This is a genomic window from Pseudomonas laurylsulfatiphila, from assembly GCF_002934665.1.
Taxonomy (GTDB): Bacteria; Pseudomonadota; Gammaproteobacteria; order Pseudomonadales; family Pseudomonadaceae; genus Aquipseudomonas; species Aquipseudomonas laurylsulfatiphila.
Window position 1 is genome coordinate 277,687 of record NZ_NIRS01000002.1, and the last position, 23,573, is coordinate 301,259.

Genomic DNA, 23,573 nt, shown 5'->3' on the forward strand with positions numbered 1-23,573 from the left:
GCGAGCCCCCTTTCCTACAGGTCAGCATCTGCAGGAAGGGGTCTGCCTATAATCAACGCCCCCTCATCACCCCTCCGGCCGCAACATCAACACCGCCAACGGCGGCAAATTCAACACCAACGACAACGCCTGCCCATGGCTCGGCGTGTCCTCGGCCATCGCCCCACCGCTATTGCCGTAATTGGACCCCGCATAGATCGACGAATCGCTGTTGAGCACCTCGTTCCACTGCCCCGCAAACGGCACCCCAACCCGATAAGCCTCACGCGGTACCGGCGTAAAGTTGGCCACCACCAGCACAGGCCGGCCGTCCTTGCTCCAGCGCAACCACGCATAAACGCTGTTGATCGCGTCATCGCCGATCAGCCATTGGAAACCCTGCGGCACATCGTCCTGTTCATGCAGGGCCGGCTCTTCGCGGTACAGGCGGTTGAGGTCGCCGACCAGTTTCTGTACGCCCTTGTGCTCGGAGTACTGCAGCAGGTACCAGTCCAGTTGCTGGTCGTGGTTCCACTCGCGCCATTGGCCAAACTCGCAGCCCATGAACAGCAGCTTCTTGCCCGGATGCGCCCACATGAAACTCAGGTAGGCCCGCAGGTTGGCGAACTTCTGCCAGCGGTCGCCGGGCATTTTGTCGATCAGCGAGTGTTTGCCGTGTACCACTTCGTCGTGGGAGATCGGCAGGATGAAGCGCTCGGACCAGGCGTACACCAGGCCAAAACTCAGCTCGTTGTGGTGATGGGCGCGGTACACCGGGTCCTGCTGGATGTAATGCAGCGAATCGTGCATCCAGCCCATGTTCCATTTGTAGGCAAAGCCCAGGCCGCCCTGTTGCGTGCCCTGGCTGACGCCTGGCCATGCGGTGGACTCCTCGGCAATCACCAGGGCACCGGGTGCTTCCAGGGCGACCACATCGTTGAGGTGGCGCAGGAAGTCGATGGCTTCCAGGTTCTCGCGCCCGCCGTGGCGGTTCGGCACCCACTCGCCGGCCTTGCGCGAGTAATCGCGGTACAGCATCGAGGCCACGGCATCGACCCGCAGGCCATCGACGTGGAAATGCTTGAGCCAGTGCAGTGCCGACGCCAGCATGTAGCCGTGCACTTCGGTGCGCCCCAGGTTGTAGATCAGCGTGTCCCAATCCTGGTGGAAACCTTCCTGCGGATTGCCGTACTCGTACAGGGCCGTACCGTCGAACTGGGCCAAGCCGTGGGTATCGGTCGGGAAATGCGCCGGCACCCAGTCGAGAATCACCCCGATGCCGGCCTGGTGGCAGGCGTTGACGAACGCGGCGAACTGGTCCGGCGTGCCATAACGCGCACTCGGTGCGAATTGCGACAGCAACTGATAACCCCACGAACCGCCGAACGGATGCTCCATGATCGGCATCAGTTCGATGTGAGTGAAGCCCAGGTCTTTGACATAGGGAATCAGTCGCTCGGTCAGTTCCGGCCAGGTGTACTGGCGGGCCACTTCACCCAGGTCGTCCAGCTCGCATTGCCACGAACCGGCGTGCAATTCGTAGATCGACAAGGGCGCCGTCACCCGCTGGTGGTCACCTCGGGCCATCATCCAGTCCTGATCCTGCCAGTCGACGCTCAAAGGCGAGGCGACTTTCGAGGCGGTGTCCGGTGGCAGGCTGGTGGCCAGCGCCATCGGGTCGGCCTTCAGCGGCAGGATGCCGTGGGCACCGAGAATTTCGTATTTATAGGCGTCCCCCGCTTGCAGACGCGGGATGAACAACTCCCAGACCCCGGTGGGATGCCGCAGGCGCATCGGATGGCGGCGCCCGTCCCAGACGTTGAAATCACCCACCACCGACACCCGCCGGGCATTGGGTGCCCACACCGCGAAACGCACACCATCGACGCCGTCCACGGTCTTGAGCTGGGCACCGAGGCACCCACTGAGGTCGCGGTGATTGCCTTCGGCAAACAGGTACAAATCCATGTCGCCCAGCAAGGGGCCGAAGCTGTAAGGGTCTTCGGCCGTCTGCTCGCCGCCGGCCCAACGGGTGCGCAGCAGATACGCTTGCGCGCGGTCGAAATGCCCCACAAACAACCCCGGCGTCTCTGTGGCTTGAAGACTCCCAAGCGCTTCGCCCGAGTCCCTGGCCAGAACCTCTACACTCAGGGCGCCCGGCAGATAGGCGCGGATGAACTGTCCACCGGCACCATCACCGTGGGGGCCAAGTATGGCAAAGGGATCGATATGCTCGGCGCGCACCAAGGCATCGATATCCCGTGCGCCGGGCAGCAGCGCTTCTTTGTGATGACCCTGTTCCTTGTTCGAGACACTCATGACTACTCTCCACCAAGATCGGAAAAGGGTTTAAGCCCACTCAATAATCCATATAAACCGTGCAACGGCACGGGCAACCAGGTGGGGCGATTTTCCGCCTCATAGGCCACTTCATACGCCGCCTTCTCCAGACCGAACAACGCCAGCGCAGCGTCCTCGCCTTCGGGATCTTGCCATGCATGGGCAAGACTAGCTGCCGCCAGCCGATAGGCGTCGACAAATGCTGTTCGCGCTTCACTCAAATAGCGCTCGGTGACCCGCACACGCGCGGCATCGGCCGCCGCCGTGTTATCGACGTTGTGCACGTTGGTCGCCATTGCCGCCGCATAGTCGAAGGAACGCAGCACGCCACTGACGTCCTTGTACGGGCTGTGTTTGCCCCGACGTTCATGCAAGGGCCGCGCCGGTTCCCCCTCGAAGTCGATCAAGTACGCATCGCCCTTGATCACCAGCACCTGGCCCAGATGCAGGTCGCCATGCACACGAATGCGCAAGCCGCCCGCGGTCTTTTTGCCCAACGCTTGCACATGTCCGAGAATAGCTTTTTTGTTGTCCAGTAAATGGCCGACCAGGGTCTGGTCCGCCGGGGTCAGTTGATTCTGATGTTGCTTGAGCAAGTTCAGCGCGTGCTCGATTTGCGTTGCGACATCCCTGGCCGAGGCCAGCGCGTCCTTCTGCGTGGTGACCTGCGGCAGGAAGTCCGGGTTGGCGCTCGGCGTTGCCAGCACCTGATGCATTTCCCCCAGGCGCCGGCCCAGCATACCGGCAAAATCTTTCAGTTCGCCGAGCGCGTTGTAGTGTTGCTCCTGCTCGGACATGGCGTCGGCCAGTTCGTCGCGCAGCGCCCGTTCGAGGTTGTTTTGCGTCCATTCCCAGGCATCGCCCTGATTGTTCAGGTAGCCCTGGGCGATCATCAACAGGTTGTCTTCACCCGCCCCGTCCCGGCGAACCACGGCCCCCAGCAGTGGCGAGATATTGCTGAACCCGGCTGCGGTCAGACAGGCGCTCATTTCCAGTTCAGGATGCACGCCGCTGGCGACCTTGCGGATCAGCTTGAGCACCATGCTGTTGCCGATCACCACCGAGCTGTTGGACTGTTCCGCCGACAGGTAGCGCACCGGCGACTCGGCATTGAGGCCGAGCTTTTCCAGTTCGGCGGTGGACTCGAAGCGAATATCGCCATCGCTGCAGGCCAATACGGTACCAGCCTGAATGCCTTGCAATACGGCATGCACGAAGGATTCCAGGCTGAAGGCATCGGTGATCAGGCCGACCTGGCGTCCGCGCCGTACCCGCGACAGCGCCAGCTGCTGCGGCAACGGTGTACCGACTTGATCCTCGGAGATAAAGCCGAACGGCAACTGATAGCGACTGCTCTGGCCACCGCTGGTGACATTGATCTCACTGAACAGCACCGGATGTTGCGCATCGCCGAAGCGCACACCGTAGGCCAGATCGACCTGCTCGATGGCAGCGTCCTTGCCGGCGAACCAGCGACGATTCTGCAACCAGCTGGGCAGGATGCTCTGCTCAAGGGTGTGGCGTGACGGCGCTTCAAGCAGTTCCTCCATGCGTTTTTTCAGCACCAGCGTGGTGAAGTCCGGCAGGCTCTGTGCGGGCTCCACATGCCAGCTGGGCATCTGGTTTTCCGCGGCGAGGCCGAACCAGTAAAAGCCGTAGGGCGCGAGGGTCAGGAGGAAATTCAGCTGGCCGATGGGCGGGAACGCGTTCCCCCCGAGCATCTCCACCGGCACCATGCCGACGTAGGCCGACAAGTCGAGCTCGGCGGCCTGGGCACTGCGCGACACGTTGGCCACGCACAGGATGACTTCGCGTTTGCCGTCCGCCCCTGTGTATTCACGGGTGTAGGCCAGAATCCGCCGGTTGCTCGGCGACAACATCTTCAATGTACCGCGCCCGAAGGCCTTGGACTGCTTGCGCACGGCGAGCATGCGCCGGGTCCAGTTCAACAGCGAATGCGGGTCGCCGGCCTGGGTTTCGACGTTGACCGACAGATAGCCGTATTGCGGGTCCATGATCGGTGGCAGCACCAGGCTGGCCGGGTCGGCGCGGGAGAAACCGCCGTTGCGATCAATGGACCATTGCATTGGCGTGCGCACGCCATCGCGGTCGCCGAGGTAGATGTTGTCGCCCATGCCGATCTCGTCGCCGTAATACAGGGTCGGCGTGCCGGGCATCGACAGCAGCAGGCTGTTGAGCAGTTCGACCCGGCGTCGGTCACGCTCCACCAGCGGCGCCAGGCGCCGGCGAATCCCCAGGTTGATCCGCGCGCGACGGTCGGCGGCGTAGTAATTCCACAGGTAGTCGCGTTCCTTGTCGGTGACCATCTCCAGGGTCAGTTCATCGTGGTTGCGCAGGAAGATCGCCCATTGGCAGTTGGCAGGGATATCCGGGGTCTGACGCAGAATGTCGGTGATCGGGAAGCGATCTTCCTGGGCCAGCGCCATGTACATGCGCGGCATCAACGGGAAGTGAAAGGCCATGTGGCACTCGTCGCCGTTCAGGCCTTTCTTGTCGGTGTCGCCGAAGTACAGCTGGGTGTCCTCCGGCCACTGGTTGGCCTCCGCCAGCAGCATGCGGTCGGGGTAATTGGCGTCGATTTCGGCGCGGATCTGTTTCAGGACGTCGTGGGTTTCCGGCAGGTTTTCGTTGTTGGTGCCGTCGCGCTCGATCAGGTAGGGAATCGCATCCAGGCGCAAGCCGTCGATGCCCATGTCGAGCCAGTAACGCATCACCGACAGCACCGCTTTCATGACTTGCGGGTTATCGAAATTCAGGTCCGGCTGGTGGGAGTAGAAACGGTGCCAGAAGTATTGGCCGGCGACCGGGTCCCAGGTCCAGTTGGACTTCTCTGTATCGAGAAAGATGATGCGGGTGCCGTCGTATTTCTGATCGTCGTCGGACCACACATAGAAGTCCCGCGCCGCCGACCCGGGTTTGGCCTTGCGTGCGCGCTGGAACCACGGATGCTGGTCTGAGGTGTGGTTGATGACCAGTTCGGTGATCACCCGCAGGCCGCGTTTGTGTGCCTCGGCAATGAAACGCCTGGCATCGGCCATGGTCCCGTAGTCACTGTGCACGCCGCGGTACTCGGCGATGTCATAACCGTCGTCGCGCCGTGGCGAGGGATAGAAGGGCAACAGCCAGATGGTGTTGACGCCCAGGTCGGCGATGTAGTCGAGCTTGGCGATGAGGCCGGGAAAGTCGCCGATCCCGTCGTTGTTGGAGTCGAAATACGATTTGACGTGTACTTGATAGATCACCGCATCCTTGTACCAGAGCGGGTCCTTGATGAACGTGGCTGCCTTGGGTTTCTTCGCCATGTGAAACTCCTGGTGAATTCATAAAGGCCGCTCTCAGACGCCCCTGTAGGAGCTGCCGCAGGCTGCGATCTTTTGATCTTCACTTTCTTTAAAGCAAAAGATCGCAGCCTTCGGCAGCTCCTACAGGGGGGCGGCGCATTCAAGAGGCGGTAATGCGCCAGATCCCGAACGGCTGGTACGCCGGGTCGATCCGCATGAACTGATGCTTGCCATGCCAGGTCCAGCGATGGCCATTCATCAGGTCTTCGCCCTGGGTGCTGGCGTCGTCAGGCAAAACCATTTCCCACAGCGGCAACTCGAAGTTCGCCTCCTGCACGTTGTGCGGATCGAGGCTGACCGCCACCAGAATAAAGTTGCTGCCATCAAAGCTGCGTTTGCCGAAGTACAGGATGTTGTCGTTCCAGGCGTTGTAGACCTTCAGGCCCAGATGCGTGTGCAGCGCCGGGTTCTGCCGACGGATGCGGTTGAGCTGGGCAATCTCGGCAATGATGTTGCCCGGCGCATTGAAGTCCCTGGGGCGGATCTCGTACTTCTCGGAGTCGAGGTACTCCTCCTTGCCCGGCACCGGTGCCGACTCGCACAACTCGAAACCCGAATACATGCCCCACAGACCCGAACCCATGGTCGCCAGCACGGCGCGGATGAGGAACCCGGGACGCCCGGATTCATGCAGGAACGCCGGGTTGATGTCCGGCGTATTGACGAAGAAATTCGGCCGGTAGCACTCGCGCCACGGCGATTCGTTGAGTTCAGTGAAGTAGGTCGCCAGTTCGGCCTTGGTATTGCGCCAGGTGAAATAGGTGTAGCTCTGGGAATAACCGACCTTGCCCAGGCGCGCCATCATTGCCGGAGTAGTAAAGGCCTCGGCCAGGAAGATCACTTCGGGGTACAGCGCCCGTACATCGGCGATCAGCCATTGCCAGAACGGCAACGGCTTGGTGTGCGGGTTATCGACGCGAAAGATCTTCACGCCCTCCTCGACCCAGCCCACCACGATGTCGCGCAGCTCCACCCACAGGCTCGGAATCGCCTCGGGGGCATAGAAGTCGACGTTGACGATGTCCTGGTATTTCTTCGGCGGGTTCTCCGCGTACTTGATCGAGCCGTCGGGCCGCCAGTTGAACCAGCCGGGGTGCTGCTTGAGCCATGGGTGGTCCTGGGAGCACTGGATGGCGAAGTCGAGGGCGATTTCCAGGCCGTGGGCCGCAGCGGCCGACACCAGTCGCCGGAAGTCTTCGCGAGTCCCCAACTGTTTGTGAATCGCCTCGTGGCCGCCCTCCTCGCTACCGATCGCATACGGACTGCCCGGATCATCGGGGCCTGCCGTCAGTGAGTTGTTCGGGCCTTTGCGGTAGCTGCGCCCGATCGGGTGGATCGGCGGGAAATACAGCACGTCGAAGCCCATGTCGTGGATCATCGCCAGCCGCGAATGCACGTCGTTGAAAGTACCGTGGCGTTCCGGACTGTCGGTGATCGAACGCGGAAACAATTCATACCAACTGGCGAACTGCGCCAGCTCGCGCTCCACATCCACCGGGTACTCCGGGCTCAGGCTCAGGTAGGCACGATGATCGACGCGGGCCATGAGGTCGGCGCTACGCGGGTGCAAAAACAGTGCGACCTGCTCGGTTTCGAGCAGTCCTGCCAGTTCATGGTGCAATGCCGCCAACTGCTCACTGAGTTGCCCTTCACTGCGCTCGGCAGCTTGCTGCACCTGGATCCGCCCTTCCTGCAATTCGAGGCTGACGGGCACCGCTGCCACATGCTTCTTTTCCAGTTCGTAGCGAAAACTGGCGAACTGATCGATCCAGGCTTCGATACAGAACAGATAACGGCCCTGACTGTTCACCCGGAACTGCCCCTGCCAGCCGTTGTTGCCCAGATCGTGCATGACAGCGCTTTGCCAGACGTCCTCGTCCTCGGCGCGCCAGCGCACGCGAACCGCCAGCTTGTCATGCCCGTCGGCAAAGACCTTGGCCGTCACCACCACATCCTGGCCCACCACCGCCTTGACCGCGAACTGCCCGCCTTCAAGAGTCGGCATGATGTTTTCTATGACAATGCGCGGCAGCAACAGCGCCTGCGACAGCGGCATGTGCGGGTTGTAGCTCAACTCAGTCGGTTTTTCAGCCGTCATCGAGCCTCTCTCCTTACGCCCCATGGACGCGCTTGTGTCTGGTCGCCATCCCGTTGGGCCATCCGCCCCGGAACGTACTCACTTAGGTTCCGAGCGATAGCTGGCGGGAAAAGTTCATCAGCAATTTGCGGAATCAAATCGTTCGCACAGCAGTCAACCTACTAAAGCACGACTCACGCCATGTGCCACCGGAGGCCTGACCAATGAACAATCCATTCCCGGCTGAAACCCCCGATCCAAACATCGACAACCCGGTGATCCCCCCCAGCGAACCCCAACCGGTGCCCGAACAGGACCCGCCCGGCACAACCCCTCCGCCAAGGGAAGAACCGCCAGCGACGATGCCGCCGGTGATTGTGAATCCTGAATGAAGACAGTTGATCGTTCCTGCCTCGACACCAGGAACGATCATCGAAAATGAATGACGCTTCCCAAGTACGTGTAGTACCGATCCTAAAGCGCCAATTCTGCCCGTCCGTCACTTTACGAAACTCACACCCCGCGCCTTATATAGCCATCACTTCTTCAGCCTTGAGTGTGGTTAGCCATGAAAACGTTTTTTTCCAGCGTCAGCGAGTTCGCAAACAGAGCTAGCGCACAGCACCACGCGCTAAACCGTGAACGACCCACCGACGGCTGGCCATCCCTTGAAAATATTCAACTACGAATTTCTTTGCTTCAAAGCCGAACGCAATCCCTCTGAACAATCAACCAAAAGCTCAATCATCAGGGAGCTGGAGAAACATCTGCTGCACGGTGATATGGACTACAGCCAGCACGAACTTTCGGAAACGCAGAGCGACGAGCTGGAGTCGGGCTGTGAAGCGACTTGCACAGGCGGGGCAAATCCCTGACAGCTCCTAGGGTCGATGATCTTTGTCAATCAGCTTCACAATTCTCGGCATCACACTGAACACCCCCAGCGCCAACAGCGTACTGAGCACCGCCGTCGCTTCCCGGCCCAGGCCGGCGGCGACGCCGATGGCGGCGGTCATCCACAGGCCGGCGGCGGTGGTCAGGCCCTTGACGTCGCTTTCGTCGCCTTCGTGGTTTTTCAGGATGGTGCCGGCCCCGAGAAAGCCGATCCCGGCAATCACGCCCTGCACGACCCGACTCATGGCATCGGCCTGTGAACCGGACATCTGCGGCACCAGCACGAACAGCGCCGCCCCCATCGCCACCAGCATGTGGGTGCGTACGCCAGCGGCCTTGCCCTGGTGTTCACGTTCGAACCCGAGAATTCCGCCCAGCACGGCGGCCATCAGCAGACGCACGGTCATCCGCGTCAATTGCGAGGCATCGGTGATGTCGGCGAACTCGGCTTGCAGCGTCACCCAGACTTCGTGCCACCAGGCGTTCATGGTGCTGTCCTTGTGAGGAACCATGGAGAGTGGACCGCTGCGACCATTAATCGGTTGCACAGAACGATGACCGGCAGTGGCGGCCTGAAACATTAGATACCCCTGAAAAAGGATTCCGCCATGACCGTGCGCATCGAGAACCAGACCTGCTTTTTCACCACTGAAAATGGCGAAGAAATTCGTCTGTGTCCTGACGTGACCATCGTCACCGATGGTCGCAAAGCCATGTCGGCGGTGGACATCGAAGGCCAGCGCATCTACATCACCGAGGCGGAAGCCGATGCGTTGACCGTCGCAGGCGCGGTGGATGGACGCCGGCACCTGAAAGCCAGCGACAGTGATTCGGTGATTTGACTGACGTTGGTCAACACCCGCCGCAGCTGTTTTGCATAGGCGTTTGCACCTTTGTGCGACGAGTGCTTCAAGTTGTCGCAGGCCGGGCGAACACGGCCATCTGATCCGCTTTTTAATGCAATACCTGAGTCTGTTATGCAAACAGATCGCCGCTCATAGTGCTCATGCCTGATGGAGGCTGATGAGCGAAAGACCATGAGCGAAAGAATCCCCGTCCGAACCGTAGAAACATTCGAGCCTTCGCGTCCTAAGACGAAGACCGGAACCAGCGATAACCTGATCCACACCCGCAGCTTCACCGGGCTGTTCCGAACCCTGCGCATCAGCGGCGCGGGTTTTCTGTTTTTGCTGTTTTTCGGCACCGTGTGGTTGAACTGGGGCGGCCGCCAGGCGGTGCTCTGGGATCTTTCCGAGAGCAAATTCCATATCTTCGGCGCGACTTTCTGGCCGCAGGACTTCATCCTGCTGTCGGCGCTATTGATCATCGCCGCGTTCGGCCTGTTCGCGATCACCGTGTTTGCCGGCCGGGTCTGGTGCGGCTACACCTGCCCACAAAGTTCGTGGACCTGGATCTTCATGTGGTGCGAGAAAATCACCGAGGGCGAGCGCAACCAACGGATCAAGCTGCAAGCCGCGCCGTGGGGCGTGAACAAACTGATGCGTCGCTCGGCCAAACACACTTTGTGGCTGGCCATCAGCCTGCTGACCGGCCTGACCTTCGTCGGCTACTTCACCCCGATCCGGCCACTGGCCGAAGAACTGCTGACCTTGCAAATGAGCGGCGTCAGCCTGTTCTGGGTGCTGTTTTTCACCGGTGCCACCTACATCAATGCCGGCTGGCTGCGTGAAGCGGTGTGCATGCACATGTGCCCTTACGCGCGGTTCCAGAGCGTGATGTTCGACAAAGACACCCTGACCATTTCCTACGACGTGGCCCGTGGCGAAAACCGTGGCCCGCGCAAACGCGAGGTCAAACCCGCCGAGGTCGGTTTGGGCGATTGCATCGATTGCCAGCTCTGTGTACAGGTCTGCCCGACCGGCATCGACATCCGCGATGGCTTGCAGATGGAATGCATCGGTTGCGCCGCATGCATCGACGCCTGCGATTCGATCATGGACAAAATGGGTTACGCCCGGGGACTGATCAGCTATACCTCCGAACATCAGTTGCAAGGTGGCAAGACGCACCTGCTGCGTCCGCGCCTGATCGGCTACACCGCCGTATTGCTGGTGATGATTGCCGCGCTGGTGGTGGCATTGATGGAACGGCCGATGGTCTCGCTCGACGTCAGCAAGGACCGGGGCCTGTTCCGCGAAAACAGCCGGGGCCAGATCGAAAACATCTACAGCCTGAAGGTGATCAACAAGACCCAGCAGCGTCAGGACTATCAATTGAGTCTGGTCGATGCCGATGATTTCGAGTTGCAGGGCAAGACCGTGCTGAGCCTGGCGCCGGGCGAGATTGTCGATCTGCCGGTGTCGGTGGCGATGCTCTCGGAGCGTCCGGCCAGCAGTTCGCAGAGCATCAGCTTCAAAGTGATCGACAGCGATGAGCCTGGCGTCTACAGCGTGGCGAAGAGCCGGTTTGTTGCGCCAATGAATCGCTGAGCCTTTAAGATGCAGAGCTTTAAAGATCGCAGCCTTCGGCAGCTCCTACGCAAGCGAGCCGATCCATTGTAGGAGCTGCCGAAGGCTGCGATCTTGGCGGTACCACCTTCACTTCTTTCCAAAAGACACCCAACCGGGCTTTTTGATGAAACGCTACGAAAAATTCGCCGACGACATCGCAGAACTGATCCGCTCCGGCGTTCTCGGACCGGGCCAGCGTGTGCCGTCAGTGCGCTACGCCAGCCAGACCTACGGCGTCAGCCCGTCGACGGTGTTCCAGGCCTACTACCTGCTGGAGCGTCGTGGACTGATCCGCGCCCGTCCGCGCTCGGGCTACTTCGTCAATGCCCATGCGCCACGACCGTTTTCCGAGCCGGTGATCAGCAGCCAGGTCAACGAATCCACCGAAGTCGACGTCAGCGAACTGGTGTTTTCGGTACTCGACTCGATCAAGGACCCGAACACCGTGGCCTTTGGCTCGGCATTCCCCAGCCCGACACTGTTCCCCCTGCAACGCTTGTCCCGCTCCCTGGCCAGTGCCACCCGCGAGATGGATCCGCGCATGGTCGTCACCGACCTGTCGCCCGGCAACCCGCAGCTGCGCCGGCAAATCGCCCTGCGCTACATGGTCGGCGGACTGATGCTGCCCATGGAAGAACTGCTGATCACCAACGGTGCGCTGGAAGCCCTCAACCTGTGCCTGCAAGCGGTGACGCAACCTGGAGACTTGGTGGCCATCGAAGCCCCGGCGTTCTACGCCTGCCTGCAAGTGCTCGAACGCCTGAAACTCAAAGCCGTGGAAATCCCCGTGCACCCGCGCGACGGCATCGACCTCGGCGTGCTCGAACAAACCCTGGAGCGTCATCCGATCAAGGCCTGCTGGTGCATGACCAGCTTCCAGAACCCCATGGGCGCCACCGTGCCCGAGGTGAAGAAACAGCAGCTCGTGGAACTGCTGCGCCGCCACCAGGTACCCCTGATCGAAGACGATGTCTACGCCGAACTGTATTACGGTCAACAAGCGCCGAAACCGGCCAAGGCATTCGATACCGAAGGCCTGGTGATGCATTGCGGCTCGTTCGCCAAGAGCCTGGCCCCCGGTTACCGCATCGGCTGGGTCGCCGCCGGGCGTTATGCGCAGAAGATCGAACGCCTGAAACTCATGACCTCGCTGTGCGCGTCGATGCCTGCGCAGGCGGCGATCGCCGACTACCTGCAACACGGCGGCTACGACCGGCACCTGCGTAAATTGCGTCATGCGCTGGAAGACCAGCAAGCCGCCATGCTTGCCGCCATCGCCCGCTATTTCCCGGCGCAGACCCGGGTCAGCCAACCGGCGGGCGGGTACTTTTTGTGGCTGGAATTGCCGGAGCAGATGGATTCGTTGAAGCTGTTTCAGATGGCGCTGGCGCAGGGGATCAGCATTGCACCGGGGCCGATTTTTTCGCCGACGCAAAGGTTCAGGAATTGTATTCGGTTGAATTATGGGAGCCCGTGGGATGAGGCTGCGGAGAAGGCGATGGAGACGTTGGGGCGGATTGTGCGGTCGTTTTAAATGGAACAACCTCACGATATTCACACTGCAAACCAAAGTCATAATCAAGGAGCAGTTTTACGATCTTCCCTGTATCGACTCATCGCGCCAGCGAAAGCCGCTAGCGTATCCGCGTTAGCGAGGGCCATATCTGTTCTAATCCGGGGGGAATTTCTAAATTTATGCATGGCCTCGTCTAAGTTACTCGCACCGGCTCCTAGAATAAATTTTTGCTTCAGGCTCCGATCAATATCACTCTCTTCGACTACGCCACCCATCAGTTTTTTTGATATCGCCTCCGTGCCTACATGCTGCATCGCATCCATCAGAGAGAACTGTGGGTTGCTTGAAGAAGCTCTATACTGATTTTCATAAATTGGAATTGCTGAATACCAATAATCCTTAGATTTAAACAGTAAATTTCTATGACTCAATTCATGAATTATTATCGAACCAACACTTTCATCAGTGCCTGCCTTTACCCGCAGCGAATTAAAATAGATCTTTCTTCTTCTATCATTATGGTTTACAAGCGCCTCCGTATCCACCAACTCCCCAACGCCAGCAAAAATCACAACTTTACCTGTTTTCTTTTCAATATGCTCCATGTCAGACAACAGCCCACGATAGCCCTTGATCAAATACTCCGTATCATCCGAAGATATCGTGCCAAAGTACGATTTTATTATATCCGAATTGAAATCCCCTCCCTCCAGTTCTGCCACCACATTTTCCAAGACATCTTTTGCTCGGCTAAACGCTTCGATTAACAAGTCAGCTACTTCAGGCAAATTCTTTCTGATATTTTTCATACCTCTCTGTTCAACCATATGACGCAAGCCTTTGTCTCGCTCCACCCGAAAATCATTAATGAAAGCGAACAACGAATTACACCCTATTTGGTCAACAAAATTAACCGGACTACTCCTGACAAACCGATAAAAATTCAACCCATCCACATCCCCCGCCGGATCCGGATTCAACCACCGCTGCAACCACGGCGCGTAGTACCGCGCGCCATAGTAATAAAGCCCCGTCGCATCCCGTTCCTTGCCCGAATAACGAATGGTCTTGTAGCTGGTTTCCACTTCATGCCGCCCCGCCAACCACGCCGTTCCGCCGAAGGGGTAATAGACTTCCTGGCTGATGGTTTTAGCCTGCGCATCGACTTCAAAGGCACTCGATCCCAAGTGATCGTCGAAGCAGTAACGCCACTGATCGTTGTCCAGTCCTGCTGGCGGCGGGCTGTCCCAATGCAGCAGGCGCACGCTGCAGCGCCCGGCCTGTACGCTGATCACCTGGAGCCGTTCTCCGGTGGCGCTATTGGCGTGCAGTTCGATGCCCGGCAAGTAACGTACCTCCGGCGTATGCACGATGGATTTCGCGGTGACCTCCCGGTATTTGCGCAGGCGAGCGCCTTCGCTGTCGTAGACATACCTCTCGATGTCGTCGGCGCCTTCAATCCGTGCCACTTGAGTGACCTGGGCCAACTGATTACGCCCATTCCACTGCAAGGCCTGCCCAGGTTGCAGCTCCAAGAGATTGCCGCGAGCGTCGAACAGCTCGTCGATCCCGGGCTGGCCGGATCGGGTTTTGACGCTGCGATTGCTGTGCGATGCCACGCGCATGGTCAAGGTGTCGTCTACCGCGCCGTGATGCAGACGTTGCAGCAGATTGCCCGCTTCATCGTAATAATAAGTCTCTGTGTAATTGCACCAGCGACTGGCGTCCGGCGGGCCGAATCCCTGCCACCCGGGCAATGCTGGCCCTAACGACGGCTTGGCGGTTTCCCAACCGGTGGCGCTGATCAACTGGTACAGAGTGTCGTAGGTGAAGCGCCGCACCGGTTCGATGCGCTGATTGGCAAAATGCTGAATGGGCAGCGCCGCGTCGGCGATTTCGCTGATGTTGCCAACCGGGTCGTAGCCATAACTGAGCTTCTGCAGAAATCCCTGAGCGGGGCCTTGGGTATCGAGGTTTGTCAGGCGTCCATTGGCCGGATCATAACTGCTGGAAGTACGCATGCCATTGCCTGCCCGCTCGTGTTCTATCTGGCCAAAAGCGTTGTACTCGATGGCATTGACCAGCGTGTCGGCGGAGGACTGACCAGCCCGTTGCAGCCCGACCGAATGCAGTTGCCCGGCGCGGTCATAGGTGAAATGTCGGGTGTGACTTTTGGTGTCGGTCTGATGCGAGAGCTCGCCCGAAGGCAGGAAGGACCAGGATGCCTGTGCGCCCTCGCCCGGTTCCAGCAGACGGTCGCGCTCCGTTTCTACAAGGGGCCAATCGGGCGGATCAATACTGTTCAAGAAATGCCGAACCTCAAACAGCACCAACGCCGACAGCCCATAGTCGGCCATCAACCGGCTGCCTGCCGGGTCGTCCTGTCGGATCGGCTGACCACAGCGATTGTGCCGGGCCTCTTCTTCCGTCGCAGCGCCCCATTGGATGCGCTCGGCGCAGCGTTCCACCTCACCGACAACTTGTTCGAACATCGCTACAGGCCGCAGCGACGCATCATGCTCAGTGCGACGATGCCAGCCGCGTTGATCCCATGCTTCAAGCGCCTGCCCTGCGGCACCCGGCAACTCAAGTTGCCACCCGGCATCAACACTGTCGCTGCACAGCGGCTGATTCGAAAGGCTGTAAGTGGTGGACAGGTTTGAAGGCGCATCGAGCAACGCAAACAATCGCGGATCGCGTTGCCGAGCAAGACGGCCAGCCCCGTCATACTGTTGATGCGTGATCCGAGACTCGGCTGGCTCTTCGGCCACGCGACGTTGATAAGCCACCGCACGAACAGCTAAACCCCGAGGGTCGACGGCGCTCAGCGTTGGTGTGTGAATGTCCATGCACAGGGCGCCCGACTTTGAGAGGCTTCACCACACGCCGTGTTCGGTTGCGTGGCTCGTCGCCAATCTAGGCGCCCTTGTCAGCAGCGTCTACTGTCAGAAATAACAGGTGGACGCTGGCGGGCTCAACTCAGCGACCTCCACCCAGATCAACAAACGTCCCCGTCGCATAGGAAGCCTTGTCCGACAACAACCAGACAATCGCCTCCGCCACTTCATCCGGCCGCCCGCCCCGTGCCATCGGGATCGCCGATTCCAGCTTGCTGACCCGGTCCGGATCGCCGCTCAAGGCATGGAAATCGGTGTAGATGTAGCCCGGGCGCACGGCGTTGACACGGATCCCCTCTCCCGCCACTTCCTTGGACAGGCCGATGGTGAAGGTGTCCAGCGCCCCCTTTGACGCCGCGTAGTCGACGTATTCGTTGGGCGCGCCAAGCCGCGCAGCGACCGAGGAGACGTTGACGATACTGCCGCCCTGCCCGCCGTGCTTGGGTGACATGCGCAGGATCGCGTGCTTGGCGCAGAGGATCGGCGCCAGGACGTTGGTTTTCATGATCTTGAGAATGCGGAACTCGGACATTTCGTCGACCCGGGACTTTTGCCCCACGGTGCCGGCGTTGTTGACCAGCGCGGTGACCCGGCCCAGTTCGTTGTCGACCCGATGGAACAGCGCGATGACTTCGTCTTCGATGCTGACGTCGGCCCGTACTGCAATGGCTTGCGCACCGAGGGCGCGGACTTGCTCCAGCACGTCGAGTGCGGCCTTTTCGTCCGCCTGGTAGTTGATGCAGATCCGATAGCCCTGCGCGGCGGCCAACAGTGCGGTGGCGGCGCCAATGCCGCGGCTGCCGCCGGTGATGACGATGACTTTGTCCATGCGAGCCTTCCCCCAATCAAAGCTTAAGCGGTCGGGGGCAAGAATAACCGCCATTGGTGGTTTTTGCATGGCTTGGGCAGTGCTTTGTGGCGAGGGAGCTTGCTCCCGTTCGGCTGCGAAGCAGTCGGGATTTCAGTTGACGCTGTAGGCTGAAAAGCGGGGGCCGCTTTGCGACCCAGCGGGAGCAAGCTCCCTCGCCACGGGTCAACTGGCAACCAGTGCCTCGCCGCGATGGATTTCCATCATGAAGCCTGCGGCCGGCAGCGGATGCCCCAGCAGGTAACCCTGCAGCGAGTCGCAGCCCAGTTGCGTCAGGAAGTCCTGCTGCGAGCCCGTCTCCACCCCCTCGGCAACGATGCGCAACCCCAGCGCCTGGCCGAGCGCCACGATGGCCGAAACGATGGCGGCGTCATCGCTGTCGCGCTCCAGGTCGCGGACAAAACCGCGGTCGATCTTCAGCTCGTTGGCCGGCAGGCGCTTGAGGTACATCAAACTCGAATAACCGGTGCCGAAATCGTCGATGGACAGGTCGACACCCATTTCCGAGAGTTCCTGAAGCACCGTCATGCTCGCGTCGGCATCGCTCATGGCGGTGGTTTCTGTGATTTCCAGGGTCAGGCTGTTGGCCGGCAGATGGTGAGTCGCCAGCGCCTTGGCGACGCTCTGGACCAGTCCGGCATGGCAAAACTGGATGGCCGACAGGTTCACTGCGATGCGCCAATCGGTGTAGCCCAGCACGTACCACTCGCGCATCTGACGGCACGCTTCGTTGAGCACCCACTCGCCGATCGGAATGATCAGCCCGGTCTTTTCCGCCAGTTCGATGAATTTGTCCGGCAACAGCAACCCCTGCGTCGGGTGCTCCCAGCGCAACAAGGCCTCGGCGCCCACCGGCCGGCCATTGGCGGCATCGAACTTGGGCTGGTAATGCAGGCTGAATTGCTGATGTTCCACGGCATTGCGCAAGTCCTGCAGCAATTGCAGTTGCTTGCGCGCGTTGTTGTTCATCGAGGCATCGAAAAAGCTGTAGCCGTTTTTACCGGCGCCCTTGGCGTGGTACATCGCCGCGTCGGCGTTCATCAGCAATTCGTGGGCGGACTGCCCGTTACCTGGATAGAGCGCGATGCCGACACTGGCGGAAATGTGCAAATCATGTTCGGCAACCCGGAACGCCTGCGCGATCAACCCGACCTGACGGGCTGCGAGGTTCAAGGCATCGTTCTGTTCGCTCAATTGCACCAGCAACACGAACTCATCGCCGCCGATCCGCGCCAGGGTGTCCTGGCTGCGCAAGTCCTCGCGCAGGCGCAGGGCCACTTCGCGCAACAGCAAGTCGCCCATGTGGTGGCCGAAGGCATCGTTGACGGGTTTGAAGCCGTCCAGGTCGATGAACATCAGGGCAAAGCAACCACCCTCTTCACGAACCCGCGACATGGCCTGATCGATTCGGTCGGCGAGCAACGTCCGGTTCGGCAACCCGGTGAGGGTGTCATGCAGAGCCAGTTGGGTCAGTTCACGGTTGGCTTCGGTCAGCGACTGGGCCAGGCTCGCGGTGCGGGCCTCCAGGCGTGCATCGAGGATCGAGGTCAGCAAGGCGATGCTCAGCACCGCCAGCGTGGTGATCAGCACCAGGTTGTCCAGGCCCTTGCCGCTCAACCCATCGACCGCTGCTCCGCAAAAGCTGCCGTCGGCAAAGCGTGCAGCGGCCATCCCGGTGTAGTGCATGCCAACGATGGCGATGCCCATGATCACGGCGGCACCGCCACGGATCAGACGGACATAAGGCGTGTGTTGGCGCAATCGGAAAGCGATCCACAATGCCGCGCCCGAGGCACCGACAGCGATCATCAGCGACGCGCCGAACAGCGTCGGGTCATAGTCGATGCCGGGTTGCATGCGCATGGCAGCCATGCCGGTGTAGTGCATCGCGCTGATGCCGGCGCCCATGACCAGCGCCCCAAAGGCCAGTTGCCAGGCCGGCAGTTGCGGCTGGCTGACCAGCCACAGCGCAAAACCGCTGGAGAGCACGCCGATCAACAGCGACAACAGGGTGATTGCGCCGTCATAGCCCAGATCGATCGGCAGTTTGAATGCGAGCATGCCGATAAAGTGCATCGACCAGATACCGATGCCCATGGCAATGGCCCCGCCTGCGGTCCACAAATGCACGGCGCGGCCTTTGGCAGTGGCAATGCGTCCGGTCAAGTCGAGTGCGGTATATGAGGCGAGAATCGCGACACAGAGCGAAATGATAACCAGGGTGGGGGAATAGCTACCGATGAGCATGGGGACTTCTCGCGAATGCCCCCGTTAATGGTATTGATTCTCGCCGGGGGAAAATGCGGCGATTGTACTGATTCCGAATGAGAACGCACTCACAAAATGAGCAAAGGGCCATCAGCCCGATGAAACGTCTGTTTTAAGGTTTTACATTAAGTCGCATCAAGCTGCTGGCACCACAAAACCTGTGGGAGCGAGCTTGCTCCGGGCGGCGTTCCGACGATAGCGGTGGGTCAGGCAACATCCATGCTGAATGTGACTCAGCCATCGCGAGCAAGCTCGCTCCCACAGGGATTGCAGTGTCCGTTTGATTGCGCTATCGGCTCTCACTCACCTCAAGCTGCCCGTCCCAGCCACCGCCCAGCGCGGCAATCAACTGCACGCTGGCGATCAGGCGGCTTTGCAACAGGTCCAGGTTGCTGCGCTCATTGCTCAGCGCCGCGGCCTGGGTCACCACCACATCGATGTACGCGATCAAGCCGGAATTGTACTGGTTCTGGGTCAGGCGCAACGATTCACGAGCGGCGTCCAGCGCCTGTTGGCGCACGACGGCTTCGTCCTGGAGCACCTTGAGCTGCACCAGGAAGTTTTCCACTTCGCGGAATCCGTCCAGCACGGTCTGGCGGTACTTGGCCACTGTTTCGTCATAGGCCGCTTCACTGCGATCGACTTCCGCCGAGCGCTGGCCGCCGTCGAACAGGGTCATGGCCAATTGCGGTCCGACCGACCAGAAGCGGTTCGGCAGACTGAACAAGTCTTTCGAGGTACTGCTGCTGTAACCACCGTTCAAGCTCAGGGTCAGGTCCGGGTAATAGGCAGCCTTCGCCACACCGATGTTGGCGTTGGCAGCCATCACCGAGCGCTCGGCGGATGCGATGTCCGGGCGACGCTCCAGCAGTTGCGAAGGCAGGGCCGGCGGCACTTGCGGCAACTGCGGAATGTCCTGGCTTTCCGCCAGGCTGAACTCCGCTGGCGGCAGGCCGATCAGCACGGCAATGGCGTTCTCGAACTGGGCGCGTTGCCAGATCAGATCGATCATGTCCGCTTCGGTACTCTTGAGCTGCGTCTGGGCCTGGGCCACGGCGTCCTTGCCGGATACGCCGGCGCGGTACTGGTTCTCGGTCATTCTCAGGGAGCGCTGATAAGCCTCGACCGTGTCCTGCAGCAGGCGTTTCTGGCCATCGATCACGCGCAATTGCAGGTAATTCTGCACCAGCTCCGACTGTTGACTCAGGCGCATGGCCGCCAGATCGGCAAAGCTTGCCTGGGCATTCGCGGTGTCGGCTTCCAGGCCACGGCGCAGCTTGCCCCACACATCCGCTTCCCAACTGACGCCCGCCTGGGCTGAATACGTGTCGCGAATACCGCTGGACGAACTGCTCAGGCTGGAGTTGCTGCTGCCGGTGCCCTGGCTTGAACGGTTCTTGCTGACGTTCAGGTCGACCGTCGGGAAAAACGCCCCGCGTGCGCTGCGCACCAAGGCCTGGGCCTGACGGTACTGGGCTTCGGACTGGGCGACGGTCTGGTTGGCGCTGTTGAGCTTCTCGATCAGGCCATTGAGCTGTTGATCGCCGTACAGCTCCCACCATGCGCCGCGCGCCAGGGCATCGCTCGGGTTGGCCTGGCGCCAGCCTTCTGCTGCCTTGTACTGAGCAGGCTCCGCGGTTTGCGGGCGCTGGTAATCCGGGCCGACGGCGCAGGCACTGAGCATCGCCATGCACAGTGACAGGCTCAGCAGACGCGAGCCTCGAGCCGTGATCAGCGGTGCAGCCAGGTTGAAAAGCGAACGTTCAGTCATAGCGGAGTTTCCAGAGCAGCATCGGTACGCACTCCACGCCATTGGTTGAAGCGATGGCGCAGTTTGTCGAGATAGAGGTAAACCACCGGCGTGGTGTAAAGCGTCAGCACCTGGCTGAAGATCAGCCCGCCGATGATGGTCAGGCCCAGCGGCTGGCGCATTTCCGCCCCTTCGGCGCGGCTCAGCAGCAACGGCAAGGCACCGAGGATCGCCGCCAGGGTGGTCATCAGGATCGGTCGCAAGCGTTGCAGGCAGGCACTGCGAATCGATTCCAGCGGTGCCATGCCCTGATGCCGCTCCAGCTGCAACGCCAGGTCGATCATCAGAATGGCGTTTTTCTTCACCACGCCGATCAGCAGAAACAGCCCCAGCAATGAAATCAGGCTGAACTCACCGCCCAGCGCATAGATCGACAGCAACGCGCCGACCCCGGCCGACGGCAGGGTGGACAGGATGGTCAGCGGATGAATGTAGCTTTCGTACAGCACACCCAAGACCAGATAAACCGCCACCAGCGCCCCCAGAATCATCCACGGCTGACTTTTTTGGGTTGCCGCGAAAGCGTCGGCTGTGCCGGCCATTTTCGCGATCACCTCTTCCGGCAGCCCGACCTTGGCAATCGCCCGCTCGATGGCGGCACCACCCTGCTCCACGGTCACGCCTTCGGCCATGTCGAAGGCAATGCTTTCCGAGGCGAACTGGCCTTCGTGGCTGACCCGGTCGTTTTCCAGGCTGTTTTCGTAATGGGCGATGGTCGACAGTGGGATCCGCGCACCATCGGCGGTAATGACCTGGACCTGTTTGAGGGTGATCGGGTCCTGGGCGTATTTCGGGTTGACCTCCATCACCACCTGATACTGGTTGAGGCTGTCGTAGATGGTCGAAATCTGCCGCTGGCTGTAGGCATTGTTCAGCACCGCCGTGACCATGTCCATGTCGACACCCAGGCGCTTGGCCTGGTCGCGGTCGACGATCAGGGTCACTTGCCGGGCGCCCCGACCTTCCCGCGCATCGATGGCCGTCAGTTCCGGCAAGGCCTTGAGCGCGGTGACGACTTTCGGATACCACTCGCGTAACGCCCCGAGATCCCCGCTTTGCAGGATGTAGGAGTATTGCGAGGTGGTCTGCTCACGCCCGCCACCGAACTGCAGGTCCTGGTCGGCCATGAGCATCAGTTGTGCGCCGGGCACCTTGGGCATTTCCTTGCGCAGGCGTTCGATGACTTTCTGCGCGGAAATGTTGCGCTCCTTGATCGGCTTCAGGCGCACCAGCATGAAGGCGTTGTTGGTGCCGTTACTGCCGCCGATGAAGCCGGCGACGCTTTCTACCGCCTCATCCTTCAAGACCGCCCGACGGAAAATCTCCATCTTCGGCTGCATCACGCTGAACGACAGGCCGTCGTCGCCGCGCACGAAACCGATCAGCTGACCGGTATCCTGCTGAGGTAAAAATGTTTTAGGAACAACAATATACAGTGCAATATTAACGCCAATTGTCACGAACAGACTGAGCAACGTCAGGCGTTTGTGGCGCAGCACCCAGTCGAGGCTGGTGGCGTACTTGCCAACCATCCAGTCGTTGGCCCGTCGGCTCCAGCGTTGCAGGCGGTTCTCCTGCCCCGGCGTGTGCGGCTTGAGCCAGCGGGCACAGAGCATCGGGGTCAGGGTCAACGACACCAGCAGCGAAACCACGATGGCCGCCGCCAGGGTGATGGAGAATTCGCGGAACAGGCTTTCAATGATCCCGCCCATGAACAGGATCGACAGGAACACCGCCACCAGCGACACGTTCATCGACAGCAAGGTAAAGCCGACTTCCTGGGCACCGAGGTAGGCCGCCTTCATCGGCCGCACACCTTCGTCGATGTGCCGGGAAATGTTCTCCAGCACCACGATGGCATCGTCCACCACCAGCCCGGTGGCCAGGATCAGCGCCATCAGCGACAGGTTGTTCAACGAAAAGCCGTAGAGGTACATCACGGCAAAGGTACCGACCAGCGACACCGGCACCGCCAGGGTCGGGATCAGCGAGGCGCGGAAGTTACCGAGGAACAGGAACACCACCAGGATCACCAGCGCCACGGCGATCAGCAAGGTCATTTCCGCCTCGTGCAGCGTGGCCTTGATCACCGGCGAGCGATCCATGGCCAGGTTCAGCTTGACGCTGGCCGGCAACACCGCCTGCAACGCCGGCAACTGCGCCTTGATCTCGTTGACCGTCTCGATGATGTTGGCGCCGGCCTGCCGGTTGATCACCAGCAGCACCGCCGCGTCGTCGTTGAAGAAACCGCTGTTGTAGCGGTCCTCGACGCCATCGCTGACCTTCGCCACGTCCTTGAGGCGCAGGGCCGCGCCGCCGTTGTAGTGGATGATCAGCGACTCGTAGTCCTTGGCCTTTTCCAACTGGTCGTTGGCCTGGACCTGCCACAGCCGCTGATCGTCTTCCACCGAACCCTTGGGCCGGCGCACGTTGGCATTGGCGATGGTGTTGCGCACGTCGTCCAGGGCCACGCCGTACTGGTTCAGCGCCTGCGGTTCGAGTTCGATACGCACCGCCGGCAGCGAACTGCCGCCGATCTGCACCTCGCCGACGCCCTGCACCTGGGACAGGCTCTGGGACAGGATCGTCGAGGCCAGGTCATAGAGCTGGCCTTTTTCCAGCACATCCGAGGTCAGCGACAGCACCATGATCGGCGCCTGGGACGGGTTGACCTTCTTGTAGGTCGGCATGCTGCGCATCCCGCTGGGCAGCAGGTTGCGCGAGGCGTTGATGGCCGCCTGCACTTCCCGCGCCGCGCCGTTGATGTCGCGGTCGAGGTCGAATTGCAGAATCACCCGGGTCGATCCCTGGCTGGAGCGGCTGCTCATGGTGTTGACCCCGGCGATGGCGCCGAAGGAGCGCTCCAGCGGCGTAGCCACGGTCGACGCCATGACTTCGGGGCTGGCGCCGGGCAGGCTGGCCTGGACCACGATCACCGGAAAGTCCATTTGCGGCAGCGGCGATACGGGCAGCAAACCGAAGCTCACGCCGCCCAGCAGCATGATGGCCAGGCTCAGCAACATGGTCGCGACCGGGCGCTTGATGAAAGGTCCCGAGAGATTCATTAATGACTGCTCCCGGCACCAACCCA

The 23,573-nt window shown here is 60.6% G+C and carries 14 protein-coding genes; 5 read left to right on the top strand and 9 right to left on the bottom strand.

The genetic code is table 11. The features are described 5' to 3' along the window. Window positions 1-66: 66 nt before the first annotated feature. The 3 genes from glgB to CD175_RS07140 all read right to left on the bottom strand — a co-directional run bounded on the left by glgB (window position 67) and on the right by CD175_RS07140 (window position 7,779). Window positions 67-2,298 carry a 1,4-alpha-glucan branching protein GlgB gene (gene glgB / locus CD175_RS07130; RefSeq protein ID WP_104448298.1) on the bottom strand — a complete coding sequence of 744 codons (2,232 nt, stop codon included), beginning with the start codon at window positions 2,296-2,298 and terminating at the stop codon, window positions 67-69. A gap of 2 nt (window positions 2,299-2,300) precedes the next feature. After that, on the bottom strand, window positions 2,301-5,642 hold the full coding sequence (treS, locus tag CD175_RS07135; RefSeq protein ID WP_104448299.1) for a maltose alpha-D-glucosyltransferase: 3,342 nt from the start codon (window positions 5,640-5,642) through the stop codon (window positions 2,301-2,303). Between the two features lie 139 nt (window positions 5,643-5,781). Continuing rightward, on the bottom strand, window positions 5,782-7,779 hold the full coding sequence (locus CD175_RS07140; protein ID WP_104448300.1) for an alpha-1,4-glucan--maltose-1-phosphate maltosyltransferase: 1,998 nt from the start codon (window positions 7,777-7,779) through the stop codon (window positions 5,782-5,784). Between the two features lie 203 nt (window positions 7,780-7,982). Here CD175_RS07140 and CD175_RS31305 point away from each other — a divergent pair, with 203 nt between their 5' ends. Both CD175_RS31305 and CD175_RS31030 read left to right on the top strand, forming a co-directional pair. After that, window positions 7,983-8,150 carry a hypothetical protein gene (locus CD175_RS31305; protein WP_167399503.1) on the top strand — a complete coding sequence of 56 codons (168 nt, stop codon included), beginning with the start codon at window positions 7,983-7,985 and terminating at the stop codon, window positions 8,148-8,150. A 246-nt stretch (window positions 8,151-8,396) separates the two neighbouring features. Continuing rightward, the gene (locus CD175_RS31030) at window positions 8,397-8,633 is read left to right on the top strand and encodes a hypothetical protein (protein ID WP_146094559.1); all 237 of its coding nucleotides are present in this window, start codon (window positions 8,397-8,399) and stop codon (window positions 8,631-8,633) included. Window positions 8,634-8,639: 6 nt separating this feature from the next. On the opposite strand, the gene CD175_RS07145 is transcribed toward CD175_RS31030, so the two are convergent. After that, complete coding sequence (locus CD175_RS07145) at window positions 8,640-9,140, bottom strand: MgtC/SapB family protein (protein ID WP_104448834.1); 501 nt, start codon at window positions 9,138-9,140, stop codon at window positions 8,640-8,642. Between the two features lie 120 nt (window positions 9,141-9,260). Between CD175_RS07145 and CD175_RS07150 the strand changes: the two genes are divergently transcribed. The 3 genes from CD175_RS07150 (at window position 9,261) to mapR (ending at window position 12,657) form a co-directional block, all read left to right on the top strand. After that, complete coding sequence (locus tag CD175_RS07150) at window positions 9,261-9,494, top strand: DUF3203 family protein (protein WP_104448301.1); 234 nt, start codon at window positions 9,261-9,263, stop codon at window positions 9,492-9,494. A 195-nt stretch (window positions 9,495-9,689) separates the two neighbouring features. Then, the gene (gene ccoG / locus CD175_RS07155) at window positions 9,690-11,102 is read left to right on the top strand and encodes a cytochrome c oxidase accessory protein CcoG (protein WP_104448302.1); all 1,413 of its coding nucleotides are present in this window, start codon (window positions 9,690-9,692) and stop codon (window positions 11,100-11,102) included. Window positions 11,103-11,247: 145 nt separating this feature from the next. After that, window positions 11,248-12,657, top strand: coding sequence for a GntR family transcriptional regulator MpaR (gene mapR / locus CD175_RS07160; RefSeq protein WP_104448303.1), 1,410 nt, complete (start codon window positions 11,248-11,250; stop codon window positions 12,655-12,657). 44 nt (window positions 12,658-12,701) lie between these two features. On the opposite strand, the gene CD175_RS07165 is transcribed toward mapR, so the two are convergent. From CD175_RS07165 to CD175_RS07190, 5 genes are all read right to left on the bottom strand, one after another. Continuing rightward, a complete protein-coding gene (locus CD175_RS07165) occupies window positions 12,702-15,488 on the bottom strand; it encodes an RHS repeat-associated core domain-containing protein (RefSeq protein ID WP_104448304.1) in 2,787 nt (928 codons plus the stop codon). A 130-nt stretch (window positions 15,489-15,618) separates the two neighbouring features. Next, on the bottom strand, window positions 15,619-16,365 hold the full coding sequence (locus CD175_RS07170) for an SDR family oxidoreductase (RefSeq protein ID WP_104448305.1): 747 nt from the start codon (window positions 16,363-16,365) through the stop codon (window positions 15,619-15,621). Between the two features lie 204 nt (window positions 16,366-16,569). After that, window positions 16,570-18,651 carry a putative bifunctional diguanylate cyclase/phosphodiesterase gene (locus CD175_RS07180; RefSeq protein WP_104448307.1) on the bottom strand — a complete coding sequence of 694 codons (2,082 nt, stop codon included), beginning with the start codon at window positions 18,649-18,651 and terminating at the stop codon, window positions 16,570-16,572. 310 nt (window positions 18,652-18,961) lie between these two features. Further along, window positions 18,962-20,443, bottom strand: a complete 1,482-nt coding sequence (locus CD175_RS07185) for an efflux transporter outer membrane subunit (RefSeq protein WP_104448308.1) — start codon at window positions 20,441-20,443, stop codon at window positions 18,962-18,964. Continuing rightward, window positions 20,440-23,547, bottom strand: a complete 3,108-nt coding sequence (locus CD175_RS07190) for an efflux RND transporter permease subunit (RefSeq protein ID WP_104448309.1) — start codon at window positions 23,545-23,547, stop codon at window positions 20,440-20,442. Before CD175_RS07190 ends, CD175_RS07185 begins: the two co-directional genes overlap by 4 nt. Between the last annotated feature and the right edge of the window lie 26 nt (window positions 23,548-23,573).

Coding starts and splice junctions, on each gene's coding strand:
- CD175_RS07185 (WP_104448308.1), bottom strand. CDS start 20,443: ATGACTGAACGTTCGCTTTTCAACCTGGCTGCACCGCTGATCACGGCT.
- ccoG (WP_104448302.1), top strand. CDS start 9,690: ATGAGCGAAAGAATCCCCGTCCGAACCGTAGAAACATTCGAGCCTTCG.
- CD175_RS07165 (WP_104448304.1), bottom strand. CDS start 15,488: ATGGACATTCACACACCAACGCTGAGCGCCGTCGACCCTCGGGGTTTA.
- CD175_RS07150 (WP_104448301.1), top strand. CDS start 9,261: ATGACCGTGCGCATCGAGAACCAGACCTGCTTTTTCACCACTGAAAAT.
- CD175_RS07170 (WP_104448305.1), bottom strand. CDS start 16,365: ATGGACAAAGTCATCGTCATCACCGGCGGCAGCCGCGGCATTGGCGCC.
- CD175_RS07140 (WP_104448300.1), bottom strand. CDS start 7,779: ATGACGGCTGAAAAACCGACTGAGTTGAGCTACAACCCGCACATGCCG.
- CD175_RS07145 (WP_104448834.1), bottom strand. CDS start 9,140: ATGAACGCCTGGTGGCACGAAGTCTGGGTGACGCTGCAAGCCGAGTTC.
- CD175_RS07180 (WP_104448307.1), bottom strand. CDS start 18,651: ATGCTCATCGGTAGCTATTCCCCCACCCTGGTTATCATTTCGCTCTGT.
- mapR (WP_104448303.1), top strand. CDS start 11,248: ATGAAACGCTACGAAAAATTCGCCGACGACATCGCAGAACTGATCCGC.
- CD175_RS07190 (WP_104448309.1), bottom strand. CDS start 23,547: ATGAATCTCTCGGGACCTTTCATCAAGCGCCCGGTCGCGACCATGTTG.
- glgB (WP_104448298.1), bottom strand. CDS start 2,298: ATGAGTGTCTCGAACAAGGAACAGGGTCATCACAAAGAAGCGCTGCTG.
- CD175_RS31305 (WP_167399503.1), top strand. CDS start 7,983: ATGAACAATCCATTCCCGGCTGAAACCCCCGATCCAAACATCGACAAC.
- treS (WP_104448299.1), bottom strand. CDS start 5,642: ATGGCGAAGAAACCCAAGGCAGCCACGTTCATCAAGGACCCGCTCTGG.